Raw genomic sequence first — 13,003 nt, 5'->3', positions numbered from 1 at the left:
GAGAACTGTATAGTGGACGCGAGCATCTTCTGGAAACTGCTCAATGGACTCTTTGTGGGTTTGTTGTGTGTTTCTTTGATTTTGTCAAACTTAGATATTTTTGAATGATCTTTGATTATTTGTGTGTTTTGTAAGTTATTAAGGGCACACGGTGGATGCCTTGGCATCAAGAGCCGATGAAGGACGTGTGAATCTGCGATAAGCCTCGGGGAGTCGATAACAGGACGTTGATTCGAGGATTTCCGAATGGGGGAACCCAGCATGCTGTGAGGTGTGTTACCACCAGTTGAATGTATAGGCTGGTTGGGGGGAACGCGGGGAAGTGAAACATCTCAGTACCCGCTGGAAGAGAAAATAAATAATGATTCTGTGAGTAGTGGCGAGCGAAAGCGGATGAGACTAAACCTGTGGTGTGTGATACCGGTTGAGGGTTGCATCATGGGGGTTGTGGGAGTCAGCGTGGTAGGTTCAATCGCCTGCTGAGTCGATGTTGTGTTGTGTAGGTGAACATCTTGGGATGGATGGCCGGAGAGGGTGAGAGTCCCGTAACCGAAATGTGGCACGCCGATTGTTGATCACCCGAGTAGCACGGAACTCGTGGAATTTCGTGTGAATCTGCCAGGACCACCTGGTAAGTCTAAATACTTCTTGATGACCGATAGTGAATCAGTACCGTGAGGGAATGGTGAAAAGTACCCCGGGAGGGGAGTGAAATAGTACCTGAAACCGTGTGCTTACAAGCCGTTGGAGCCTTGTGGGGTGACAGCGTGCCTTTTGAAGAATGAGCCTGCGAGTTAGTGTTCTGTCGCGAGGTTAACCCGTGTGGGGAAGCCGTAGCGAAAGCGAGTCTGAATAGGGCGTTTGAGTGGCAGGATCTAGACCCGAAGCGGAGTGATCTATCCATGGCCAGGTTGAAGCGACGGTAAGACGTCGTGGAGGACCGAACCCACTTCAGTTGAAAATGGAGGGGATGAGCTGTGGATAGGGGTGAAAGGCCAATCAAACTCTGTGATAGCTGGTTCTCCCCGAAATGCATTTAGGTGCAGCGTCGTGTGTTTCTTGTTGGAGGTAGAGCTACTGGTTGGCCGATGGGCCGTATTGGTTACTGACGTCAGCCAAACTCCGAATGCCAATAAGTGAGAGCGCGGCAGTGAGACAGTGGGGGATAAGCTTCATTGTCGAGAGGGAAACAGCCCAGACCATCAATTAAGGTCCCTAAGCGTGTACTAAGTGGGAAAGGATGTGGAGTTGCTGAGACAACCAGGAGGTTGGCTTAGAAGCAGCCATCCTTGAAAGAGTGCGTAATAGCTCACTGGTCAAGTGATTCTGCGCCGATAATGTAGCGGGGCTCAAGTACACCACCGAAATTATGGCAATGTGTTTTAGACATGTTGGGTAGGGGAGCGTCGTGTATCCGGTGAAGCTGCGGTGTGAACTAGTGGTGGAGGGTATGCGAGTGAGAATGCAGGCATGAGTAGCGAATCACGGGTGAGAAACCCGTGCGCCGGATGATCAAGGGTTCCAGGGTCAAGCTAATCTGCCCTGGGTTAGTCGGGGCCTAAGGCGAGGCCGACAGGCGTAGTCGATGGATAACGGGTTGATATTCCCGTACCGACGAAGAACCGTCCATACTGATATTTTGATGCTAACTGTGCGAAGCGACTTGTAACCCTCACTTTGTGGGGGAGCTTGTTGTGGGTTGCAGGACCCGATGAGTGGAGGTAAACGTATTAACAGGTGTGACGCAGGAAGGTAGCCGAGCCACGCGATGGTTGTCGTGGTCTAAGCGTGTAGGGTATCCGGTTGTTAAATGCGCTGGTGTTTGCCTGAGACGTGATGGGACCCCGTTTGTGGGGGATTTGGTGATCCTATGCTGCCGAGAAAAGCATCGACGTGAGGTTCTAGTTGCCCGTACCCTAAACCGACACAGGTGATCAGGTAGAGAATACTAAGGCGATCGAGAGAATCATGGTTAAGGAACTCGGCAAAATGCCCCCGTAACTTCGGGAGAAGGGGGACCTTGAGCGTGGAGGGCACTTGCTGCCCCGAGCGTGTATGGGTCGCAGAGACCAGGGGGAAGCGACTGTTTATCAAAAACACAGGTCCATGCGAAGTCGTAAGACGATGTATATGGACTGACTCCTGCCCGGTGCTGGAAGGTTAAGAGGATTGGTTAGCTCTTTGGGCGAAGCTGAGAATTTAAGCCCCAGTAAACGGCGGTGGTAACTATAACCATCCTAAGGTAGCGAAATTCCTTGTCGGGTAAGTTCCGACCTGCACGAATGGAGTAACGACTTCCCTACTGTCTCAACCATGAACTCGGCGAAATTGCAGTACGAGTAAAGATGCTCGTTTCGCGCAGCAGGACGGAAAGACCCCGTGACCTTTACTATAGTTTGGTATTGATGTTCGGTGTGGCTTGTGTAGGATAGGTGGGAGACTGTGAAGCATGGACGCTAGTTTGTGTGGAGTCGTTGTTGAAATACCACTCTGGTCATATTGGATGTCTAACTTCGGGCCATGATCTGGTTCAGGGACAGTGCCTGATGGGTAGTTTAACTGGGGCGGTTGCCTCCTAAAGAGTAACGGAGGCGCCCAAAGGTTCCCTCAGCCTGGTTGGCAATCAGGTGTTGAGTGTAAGTGCACAAGGGAGCTTGACTGTGAGACTGGCAGGTCGAGCAGGGACGAAAGTCGGGACTAGTGATCCGGCGGTACATTGTGGAATGGCCGTCGCTCAACGGATAAAAGGTACCTCGGGGATAACAGGCTGATCTTGCCCAAGAGTTCATATCGACGGCATGGTTTGGCACCTCGATGTCGGCTCGTCGCATCCTGGGGCTGGAGTTGGTCCCAAGGGTTGGGCTGTTCGCCCATTAAAGCGGTACGCGAGCTGGGTTCAGAACGTCGTGAGACAGTTCGGTCCCTATCCGCTGCGTGCGTTGGAAATTTGAGAAAGGCTGTCCTTAGTACGAGAGGACCGGGACGGACGAACCTCTGGTATGTCAGTTGTACCGCCAGGTGCATGGCTGATTGGCTACGTTCGGGAGGGATAACCGCTGAAGGCATCTAAGCGGGAAGCCTGTTTTGAGATGAGATTTCCTGGCAACTTTGTGTTGTGTGAGGTTCCCTATAGATGATGGGGTTGATAGGCCGGGTATGGAAGCAAGGACTGGAGACTTGTGGAGTTGACTGGTACTAATAGACCGAAGGCTTACATATTTTTTTCTTGGTTTGGTTGTGTTTGCGTCCACTGTATGGTTTTGAAATAACAAAACACTCTTCTTCAACGAAGAAGATAGGCACATGTTAATTTCATAGATTTGCGGTGGTTATAGCAAGAGGGAAACGCCCGGTTCCATCCCGAACCCGGAAGCTAAGACTCTTTGCGCCGATGGTACTGCACTGGGGACGGTGTGGGAGAGTAGGTCGCCGCCGGTTTTTATTGGGATACTTGAATAGCCTTGGAGCATAGTTCCAAGGCTATTTTTGTTTTAAGTAGCTTTCTACAGTCGAAGTAAGGCCTTTTCTGCAATCAATGGGGAATAGGATCTATCCTGATGTAAGGGAAAACGCACCTCAATTTCTATCAGGCTCTGCCCAAGATAAACTATGACCTATAAAATAGGGAACGGTATCTTCAGTGGAACTTTCTCCACGCCAAATTCATAGAGGAGTATTCTTGTCAGAATCATCGCGCAGCGAATCCAACTATAACCGTGAATCAAACCACCGATCAGGTGGGTTCAATAAGCGTAATGACCGTAACTCCTCATATAGCCGTGACCGCGGTGGCAATAAATTTGGAGAAAAGTCATTCGGCGATCGTAACCGTAAGGAAGGTGAAGATTCCCGCGCTTCACGCAATTCAGGCGGCTACCGCCGTAACGATCGTAATGAGGGTGGTAAGTTCCGCGATGGTCGCCGCGATAACCGCGGAGGATTTGGAAGACGCCGAGACGATCGTAATGAGGGTGGTCGTGGTGGGTTCCGTCGGGATAGTGAGCATCGTGATGATCGTGGTGGTTTTGGTGGTCGCCGCGATAACCGTGAAGACCGGGGCGGCTACCGCAACGAACGTGGACAATCAGATCGATTCCGCTCTAATAATCGCGATAACCGGGGACATCAGAATCGTGATCGCGATGGTTATCGTTCTGATTCCCGCAATGAGCGTCGCGGTTCAGAGAACAAGCGTTTTAACAACAACGAGAGTCGTTTCTCAGACGGACATCAGCGCGGAGGTCAGCAGCGTCGCAATGCTCGCGACAGCGCAGCTCCCAAAGCCGGTTACCGCCCGTCGAAAGGTCAAGGACCTGAAATCGACACCGATGTAACCGGTCGCGAACTCGATGGCTCAGTATTGCGCCAGCTTCGCGCGTTGGAAAAGGATAACGCCGACGTCGTCGGTCAGCACCTCGTGATGGCAGGCCGCTACCTCGACATCGACCCCAAATTCGCTCTAGAGCATGCTCAAGCTGCAACTCGCCGCGCAGGCCGCATCGCAGCGGTACGCGAAGCCGCCGGCATCGCCGCCTATGTAGCAGAAGATTTTGAACTTGCTCTGCGTGAGCTCCGTACTCATCGTCGTATCTCCGGCTCAGATGAGCATCTAGCGGTGCTGATTGACACCGAACGCGCGCTGGGACATATCGAAAAAGCTCTTGAACTGGCAGAGGAATCGAAGCAGCTAGAACTTAAGCCCGCTGAGCGAGTAGAAACCGCCATTGTGGTCTCCGGTATCAAACACGACCAGGGCGATTTAGCAGGCGCTATTGAGGCGCTGGAGATTCCCGAGCTCAATAGCCAGCGTGGATTCGACTACAGCCCTCGCCTCTTTGAAGCTTACGGTGCGCTTCTTGAAGAAGACGGGCGAGAAAAAGAAGCCACTCGCTGGTACCGACTCGCAATCGTTACTGAAGCTGCGTTGGGACAGGGCGAATTCGCAGAACCCGAAATCTTCGATATCTTCGGCGAGCCCGAGCTCTTTGAAGACGAGGAAGAACCTTCGGTTTCTCTCACTGACATCGAAATTAAGACGGAAGAGTCTGAAATCTATGAAAAGGAAGACGACGACTTCGTTGAGGAAGATGAGCAGGATGAAGACGCACTGAGCTCCGCTGAAACCACAGTGAGCGAAGAACAAGCTTCCGAAGAGAACCTGCAGTCTTTCGACGAGGAATCAAAAACCGAGACCGAACGAAAAGAAAACCACGAGGACTAATAATGCTGTTAGACCGGCACGATAGCATACTTTCTGACCTGGACGGCGTAGTCTACGCTGGCCCCTTCGCTCTTGAAGGGGCTCCGGAGGCTCTCAACCGAGCGCAGGATATGGGCGTGCCGGTCGCATTCGTTACCAATAATGCCTCCCGAAGTGTGAGCACCGTTGCCGAGCACCTGGTGAAGCTTGGTGTCAAAACGGATAGCGAGCACGTGGTCAGCTCTGCTCAAGCGGCAGCTGAAATGCTTAAAGACCAAGTGACACCCGGTGCAAAAGTTCTTATCTGCGGTGCGCAAGCTCTCGCAGACTGCGTGAAAGATGCCGGGTTTGAACCGGTCTGGAAACAGAATGATTCACCGTCCGCCGTCGTGCAGGGGTTTAACCCTGAACTAAGGTGGGTCGACCTTGCCGAAGCAGCCTTTACTCTCTCTGACCCGGATATTGTGTGGGTAGCGAGTAACACTGACTTGACGATTCCTAAAGAACGAGGAATTGCACCGGGTAACGGGACGCTGGTGAATGCTGTAGCCACTGCAACGGGGAGAACTCCTCTGGTTGCTGGAAAACCTGAGTCAGCTATTTTCACCACCGGAGCAAAAAAACTCAAGAGCTCTCAGGCTCTGGTGGTAGGGGACCGTCTAGATACCGATATCCAAGGCGGAAACCGGGCCCAGATGGCGACGGCATGCGTAATTACCGGTGTTGATACCGTCGAGTCTGTTTTGGCTGCAATACCTCTGGAACGGCCAACCTACCTACTGAAGAATTTGGGTGAACTTTTCGAAGACTATCCCGATATCGAAGTTTCTATTGAGACCAATGGAGCACAGGCATCTTGTGCTACTCATCGCGCTTTAGTTACTGGAAATAAACTTGCTGTGTCCGGCGATTCAGACCACCTCAACTTTTGGCGAGTTAGCTGCGCAGCTTGGTGGGCAGCTCATCCTCACGTTGACGTTCCCACATCTCCGGAGGAAATCGTTCATGAACAGTAAACCCGAATCTGAAGAAACCTCCCACGATGAGTTGATTGAGTTCGAAAAAGAACTTGAGGCGGTGCTGGCGTTAGATCCTATCGAAAGAATTCAGCGGTATGAAAGTCTCAACGCTCATCTCATTCATGAGATGGAAACGGCGCAAGAACCTGCGGAGCCTGACGAGTGAGCTTACGTTTAGATAAAGCACTGGTTGAACGAGGTCTAGTTTCCTCACGTACCTTAGCTGCTAAGTTGATTGCTGAGCGAAATGTCAAAGTCAACGGCAAGGTTGCGCTCAAAAGTTCGCAACTCGTGGGGGAGAAGGATTTTTGCCAAGTTGCGTCTTCAGACCTGACACGATATGTATCGAGAGCCGGTCATAAGCTCGCCGGAGCATTAGAAGCTTTCCCTCAGATTCGGCTTGAAGGTAAACGGTGTTTGGACGCCGGCGCTTCGACAGGCGGTTTTACCCAGGTGTTACTTGAGCGAGGGGCGGCTTCCGTGATGGCAGTTGACGTAGGTCATAATCAGTTGACGCCCATGCTTCGTGACCATCCCTCGGTGGAAGTTTTTGAGGGACTCAATGTCCGCTACCTGAAGCCAGATATGATTGGCGGAGAAGTAGAGGTGACGGTCTCTGACCTATCGTTTATTTCTCTCACCCTGGTTATGGACGCCTTAGCGAGGTCAACTCAGCACGGGGGTGATTTGCTGCTGATGGTCAAACCTCAATTTGAAGTGGGAAAACACTTTATTGGAGCAGGTGGCGTAGTCAATAATCCCCAGGCACACCAGATGGCTTTAGATAAAGTGTATGCAGCCGCAGAGCAGACCGGTTTAGAGGTTTCGGGGCAACAACAAAGCCCGCTACCAGGGCAAGATGGAAACCTCGAATTCTTTTTGTGGTGTAAGAAAGCATAGATTAATCAACGCCTTAAATTCGAATACTTATTCGAATTTAAGGCGTTTTTAGTTCACAAGAGCTCATGAGTGGAATAGTCTAGATACGTGACTTTTTTCCAAACCGCTCATGACTCTTTCACTCGAAAAATTCTGGTGTTTGCGCACACCGGCCGTGATGACGCCCGCCGCGCCGCCCGTCTTGCCTGTACCCAACTTTACGGTGCAGGCCTGAGCCCGGTGATGGAACGTTCTGATCTCGAATCGCTTCTGGAGGGGTGGCAAGAACCGGTTCCGGTTGAAGTGATGCGTGAGTCGGTGGCTCTCAACGAAGTCGAGCTCGGCGTTGTGCTCGGCGGAGACGGCTCAATTTTGCGCGCTGCCGAGATGATTCGACACACCGAAATTCCGCTGGTCGGAGTCAATCTGGGACATGTGGGGTTCCTCGCTGAATCGGAAGAGTCAGATTTAGAGGAGACTGTCTCCCGTATCGTGCAAAGCGACTACGAAGTTGAAGAACGCATGGCGCTCGACGTGCAAGTTTGGCACGGGCGTAAGAAAATTGGGGCGACCTGGGCTCTGAACGAAGCCAGCGTGGAAAAAGGCAACCGCGCCAAAATGATTGAAGTTGCTATTGACGTCGATGCCCGCCCCATTAGTACCTTTGGGTGTGACGGGGTGGTCATGGCGACTCCCACCGGATCAACCGCCTACTCGTTCTCCGGCGGTGGTCCTATTGTTTGGCCAGAGGTTGAGGCCATGCTGATTGTTCCCCTCGCCGCTCATGCCCTGTTTTCGCGCCCCCTCGTTACTGCACCGTCGTCGACTATCGCAGTAGAAATCTCTGCAGAATACGGTCAAAACGCGGTGCTGTGGTGCGATGGCCGACGTAACCAAGAAATCCCCGCAGGTTCGCGTATCGAAGTTTCGAAATCGTCTAAACCGGTGAGACTTGCGCGCATTCACCCTGTACCTTTTGCAGAGAGATTAGTCGCAAAATTTGAACTTCCCACCGAAGGGTGGAGGGGGCCAATTCGCCGAACAGATACTACTGCACTTCCCCAGATAACGAAGGATATAAACGAGTGATTGAGGAAATTCACCTTCGCGACCTCGGTGTCATTACCGATGCTCGTTTGCCGTTAGAACCGGGGTTTTCTGTACTGACCGGTGAAACCGGTGCGGGCAAGACCATGGTAGTAACTGCATTGGGAATGTTACTGGGCAATCGTTCCGATGCTAATTCCGTACGGTCGGGAGCAAAAAATGCTCTGGCAGAAGCCGTTATTAAACTGCCACATGACCACCCATCTCTAGCCCTCGCCGAAGACGCAGGAGGCTCGATAGAAGAACTAGATGCAGAATCCAGCGAGCTCCTTCTTGCGCGGACTGTATCTGCAGCAGGGCGTTCCCGCGCGCACGTCGGCGGTTGCTCTGCACCCATCAGTACGCTATCCGATATCGGGCAGCATCTGATTGCTGTTCACGGACAGTCGGATCAGCTTCGCCTCAAATCTTCTGCTGAACAGCGCCATGCTTTGGACTCCTACGCGGGAGAAAAATTAGCGCGGTTAAAAAAGAAATACCGGGTGAACTACGAACGATTCCGTACTGCTGCCGCCGAACTGCGAGAAGTCCGCGAAAATACCCGCGCTCGCGCATTGGAAGCGCAAACATTAGAGGGTGCGTTAGCAGAAATCGATCGTGTGAATCCGCAGGAGGGCGAGGACGAAGCCCTGAAGAGCGAATCCGCCAAGCTCTCCAATGTGGAGGCACTGCGTATCGCCGCGACGACCGCTTCAACGGCTCTTGCGGGAAGCGAGTACGGGGAGGCTGATGCCCCCAACGTACTGGCCCTTCTTGATTCCGCTCGTTCAGCGTTGGATCAAGAATCAGCTGCTGATGAAGATATTGAAGCTATTGCTCAGCGAGTGAATGAAGCGTTGATTCACGTGACTGACATCGTCGAAGACATTTCGTCGTACCTATCTAACCTTGATTCAGAAGGACCAGAGCGGCTTGCCGAAGTGGAGACGCGCAGAGCACAACTGAAATCACTAACCCGTAAATACGGTGCGGATATAGCGGAGGTGTTGGAATGGGCGCAAAGCTCGCGGGAACGACTAGAATCGCTTGCCGACGATCCAGCCCGTGCTGAAGCCCTTGAAAATGAGTTGCGGGAGCTTAGGGAGACCTTGACCGAGCAGTCTGACCAGCTCCGCACACTGCGAGAAAAAACGGCGGTGAAACTGGCTCGCGCTGTAACAGAGGAGTTAACAGCTCTGGCGATGCCAAATGCATCCTTGGTCGTGACGGTGGAAGAGACCGAAAAGTTCTCTTCGCACGGTAAAGACTCCGTAACTTTCATGCTCCAGCCTCATCAGCGGGCGGATCCGCGCCCGCTGGGTAAAGGTGCCTCCGGAGGCGAGCTCTCTCGCGTGATGCTGGCTTTAGAGGTGGTGCTCGCTGAAGTCGATCCGGTACCCACCTTCATCTTCGACGAAGTGGATTCAGGTGTCGGCGGTAAAGCAGCTATAGAAATTGGTCGACGTCTTGCCATGCTTGCCCAACATGTGCAGGTATTGGTGGTCACGCATTTGCCTCAGGTGGCAGCGTTTGCAGATCAGCATATTTTGGTGTTGAAAAATGATGATGCCTCGCTGTCCCGCGTTGAAGTGCTCTCAGACGAACAGCGCGTGGTGGAACTGGCACGTATGCTGGCGGGGCACGATCAATCTGCATCGGCGCAGGAGCATGCCCGCGAACTACTCGAAATGGGCAAGAAAGCCAAGTAATTTTTAGCGTTCAAAGTAGAGGAAAAATGGAACAGAACCTCAACCCATCGGTGGGCGAAGCTGCGCGACTTAACGCGCCGCAAATAGCCGAGAACCAGAAGACTATAGCCGATATTGCGAACCCCCGATACGTGACATCACGATCCACCAAATTTGAGGGGTATGTCTGGGACGTTATCCGAGAGGGGATATCCCTCGAAGAAGGCGCAGAACCCTTTGAACGTGACTTTCTGTTGCATCCCGGTGCCGTCGCAGTAGCTGCTCTCAACGAGAACAATCAAATATTGCTTATAAATCAATACCGGCATCCGGTGCGTGCGAACCTCTGGGAGATCCCTGCTGGTCTGCTAGATATCGACGGCGAAGACCCGCAGATAGCGGCAGCACGAGAACTCGCCGAAGAAACTTTTATCCAGGCAGAACAGTGGGATTCGCTCATGGAATTCTATAATTCACCCGGTGGTATGGGGGAGATGTGCCGGATTTATCTTGCCCGAGGAATTAGTCAAATCCCCCGCGATCAGCAACAAGAGCGCGAACACGAAGAATCAGAAATCGTAATGCGCTGGGTTGATTTGGATGAAGCTGTTTCAGCTGTGCTCTCTGGCCGAATACACAATGCCAGCTCAACGAACGCTATTTTGGCGGTTGCTGCGGCGCAAGCACGAAACTTTGAAACGCTCTATTCTGCCCAGGCTCCTCTCGACGCTCACCCATATTTGAGAGATCCTGACTTTCGAGGGGAAATCCGCCCCGCTGAAGGTCGCTAATGCCCCGCGAGCACCAGCGCGTGACTGCTTTAGAATCCGCAATCGAAACCTATCTTCAGTACCTCACCATCGAGCGTGGTTTGGCAAAAAATACGGTGGAGTCCTATCGGAGGGATTTACTCAAATACCAGAGATTTTTAGAAGATTCTGGGATTATTGACCCCACGGTCATTACCAAAAAACACGTGAGAGATTTTGCTACTGAATTAGCTGAAAAACCTGCCAGGAGCACGGGGAAGTCTCTCAGCGCCCGCAGCGTAGCTCGTATCATTGTTGCTATTCGGGGGGCACACAAGTTTTGGCTACGAGAAAAAATAACAGCTCAGGACCCAGCTGCTTCCGTTCACCCGCCTACGCCCGGGGCGCGTTTGCCTAAAGCAATCGCCGTCGAACAGGTAACTCAGCTCTTGGAAGTACCTGATATCAGTACTCCCACGGGTTTACGCGATCGGGCGATTCTTGAATTTCTCTACTCTACAGGTGCTCGCATTTCCGAAGTTATTGGCGTGGATTTGGATGATCTTTCTATTCACACTGCGCTAGGAGACGACGAAGCGGCCGGGCACGACGTCGTGCGTCTTTTTGGCAAAGGTAATAAGGAACGTATGGTTCCTGTCGGTTCGTATGCAGCATGCGCTCTCAACGACTATCTGGTCCGAGCCAGGCCTGGTTTTGCCGCACGCGGCAAGGGGACGGCGGCAGTTTTTCTCAATGCCCGAGGCGGCCGGCTCACGCGGCAGGGCGCTTGGCTCATTCTCAAAAAAGCGGCTGAGAGAGCGAAACTGGAGGCAGAAATCTCTCCTCATACGCTGCGTCATTCGTACGCTACACATTTGCTGGAAGGTGGCGCAGATATCCGTGTAGTGCAAGAATTATTAGGGCATGCGTCGGTGACCACTACTCAGATTTATACCCGCGTTACACCAGAAACCCTACGTGAAGTATTTGCTTCCGCCCATCCCAGGGCTCTCTAAAGAATTCGCGGTGAGCTCGTCCCACAGCAAAAATCCCGATGCTAAACAGCATCGGGATTTTGGGAGACAATCACTAAATTTTTAGCCCTGCCACAATTTGGCGATTCCGCCCAGGGACATAATGCCCAAGTAGACCGTCAAAATCCAGCTCAACCAACCGGCGATAAGTAGCCAGAGAGGGTACTTGTAACCGCGGAGAAGCTTCTTACCCTTGAAGGTGGCAACAATGAGCAGAGCTGCCAGGCCAACGGGAAGAATAAGACCATTGACTGCACCGGCGACGATGAGCAATGTCGCAGGAGTCTTGCCCACCAGCACGAAGACCAAGGTAGAGGCAACAATGAACGCGACGGTCAAAGCATTCTTGACGGTGATGGAGGTCTTCTCAGAGGTGATAAAGGATACCGAAGTATAGGCTGCACCAATCACCGAAGAAATTGCTGCACCCCACAGAATCAGGCCGAACAGGCGGGTTCCAATTTCGCCCGCTGCAATTCCAAACGCCTGAGCAGCGATAGAAGATTCTTTAGCAAATTCCGCGCCGCTGGCTACAACGCCCAAGATAGCGAGGAACAGCAAGAAACGCATGAGACCGGTGACGATAACGCCGGTTACAGAAGAGGTTGCGATGTCTTTGACGTACTCGGGACCTTTGACCCCGGCGTCAATCATGCGGTGCGCACCAGCATAAGTGATATAACCACCTACGGTACCGCCCACCAGGGTGGTGATGACGGCGAAGTCAACGGTTTCGGGAAGAATGGTGTTCTTCAGAGCCTCACCTACTGGAGGATTAGACACGATTGCTACATACGCGGTAGCGAAAATCATGATGACACCCAAGACGACCACAATTTTATCCAGCGCTGCCCCTGCTTTTTTGGAGAGGAAGACCAAGATAGCCAAAACAGCTGTGATGATGCCACCGACAGTGGGATCCATGCCCAGCATCGCGTTGAAACCCAGACCGCCACCGGCGACGTTACCAACGTTGAAAACAAAACCGCCGAGCGCCACAAGTATTGCGAGGAAAATACCAAGACCTGGCAGGACGTCATTGCTGAGATCCTGTGCCTTGCGACCGGTTACACCAATGATGCGCCAGACATTGAGCTGCACAGCGATGTCAATCAAAATCGAAATCAGAATCGCAAAAGCGAATGACGCGCCCATCTGATAGGTAAATTGGCCGGTTTGCGTAATGAATCCAGGACCAATTGCACTGGTCGCCATGAGAAAGAGAGCCCCAAGCAGAACCGAACGGCCGCCCTTTTTGATGTTCTCCCGGGAGTCAGCTACCGAAGTAGGTGTGGGTGATAAATCTGCCACAGATATTCCTTATTAAAATACTCGCCCAGAAGGTCGA

9 protein-coding genes and 2 rRNA genes are annotated in these 13,003 nt (G+C 52.3%); 10 read left to right on the top strand and 1 reads right to left on the bottom strand.

Going from position 1 to position 13,003, the window contains the following annotated elements:
- The first annotated feature begins 128 nt into the window (after positions 1-128).
- From IDM48_RS07670 to xerD, 10 genes are all read left to right on the top strand, one after another.
- Positions 129-3,219, top strand: a 23S ribosomal RNA gene (locus IDM48_RS07670).
- Between the two features lie 102 nt (positions 3,220-3,321).
- Positions 3,322-3,438: ribosomal RNA gene (rrf, locus tag IDM48_RS07665) — 5S ribosomal RNA — on the top strand.
- Between the two features lie 241 nt (positions 3,439-3,679).
- Positions 3,680-5,221: a hypothetical protein gene (locus tag IDM48_RS07660; RefSeq protein WP_190616800.1), complete on the top strand. Its 1,542-nt coding sequence runs from the start codon at positions 3,680-3,682 to the stop codon at positions 5,219-5,221.
- Positions 5,222-5,223: 2 nt separating this feature from the next.
- Positions 5,224-6,216 carry an HAD-IIA family hydrolase gene (locus tag IDM48_RS07655; protein ID WP_190616799.1) on the top strand — a complete coding sequence of 331 codons (993 nt, stop codon included), beginning with the start codon at positions 5,224-5,226 and terminating at the stop codon, positions 6,214-6,216.
- A complete protein-coding gene (locus tag IDM48_RS07650) occupies positions 6,206-6,385 on the top strand; it encodes a hypothetical protein (protein WP_068171672.1) in 180 nt (59 codons plus the stop codon). Before IDM48_RS07655 ends, IDM48_RS07650 begins: the two co-directional genes overlap by 11 nt.
- On the top strand, positions 6,382-7,119 hold the full coding sequence (locus IDM48_RS07645; RefSeq protein WP_190616797.1) for a TlyA family RNA methyltransferase: 738 nt from the start codon (positions 6,382-6,384) through the stop codon (positions 7,117-7,119). The genes IDM48_RS07650 and IDM48_RS07645 overlap by 4 nt, the downstream gene beginning before the upstream one ends.
- Positions 7,120-7,206: 87 nt before the next feature.
- Positions 7,207-8,187, top strand: coding sequence for an NAD kinase (locus IDM48_RS07640; RefSeq protein ID WP_151147470.1), 981 nt, complete (start codon positions 7,207-7,209; stop codon positions 8,185-8,187).
- The gene (gene recN, locus IDM48_RS07635; protein ID WP_190616795.1) at positions 8,184-9,893 is read left to right on the top strand and encodes a DNA repair protein RecN; all 1,710 of its coding nucleotides are present in this window, start codon (positions 8,184-8,186) and stop codon (positions 9,891-9,893) included. The genes IDM48_RS07640 and recN overlap by 4 nt, the downstream gene beginning before the upstream one ends.
- A gap of 26 nt (positions 9,894-9,919) precedes the next feature.
- Complete coding sequence (locus IDM48_RS07630) at positions 9,920-10,663, top strand: NUDIX domain-containing protein (RefSeq protein WP_083147286.1); 744 nt, start codon at positions 9,920-9,922, stop codon at positions 10,661-10,663.
- Positions 10,663-11,637, top strand: a complete 975-nt coding sequence (gene xerD, locus IDM48_RS07625; protein ID WP_151147466.1) for a site-specific tyrosine recombinase XerD — start codon at positions 10,663-10,665, stop codon at positions 11,635-11,637. The genes IDM48_RS07630 and xerD overlap by 1 nt, the downstream gene beginning before the upstream one ends.
- Before the next feature lie 81 nt (positions 11,638-11,718).
- Here the strand turns inward: xerD and IDM48_RS07620 are convergent, their stop codons facing one another.
- Complete coding sequence (locus IDM48_RS07620; protein WP_238398076.1) at positions 11,719-12,915, bottom strand: NRAMP family divalent metal transporter; 1,197 nt, start codon at positions 12,913-12,915, stop codon at positions 11,719-11,721.
- Between the last annotated feature and the right edge of the window lie 88 nt (positions 12,916-13,003).

Source organism: Rothia amarae, assembly GCF_014705945.2.
GTDB lineage: Bacteria > Actinomycetota > Actinomycetes > Actinomycetales > Micrococcaceae > Rothia > Rothia amarae.
Note: the sequence above shows the minus strand (reverse complement) of the source record. Positions and strands in the feature narration are given on the sequence as shown.

Excerpts from the sequence above, each read along its gene's own strand:
- IDM48_RS07650 (WP_068171672.1), top strand. The coding sequence starts at position 6,206 with ATGAACAGTAAACCCGAATCTGAAGAAACCTCCCACGATGAGTTGATT.
- IDM48_RS07630 (WP_083147286.1), top strand. The coding sequence starts at position 9,920 with ATGGAACAGAACCTCAACCCATCGGTGGGCGAAGCTGCGCGACTTAAC.
- xerD (WP_151147466.1), top strand. The coding sequence starts at position 10,663 with ATGCCCCGCGAGCACCAGCGCGTGACTGCTTTAGAATCCGCAATCGAA.
- IDM48_RS07655 (WP_190616799.1), top strand. The coding sequence starts at position 5,224 with ATGCTGTTAGACCGGCACGATAGCATACTTTCTGACCTGGACGGCGTA.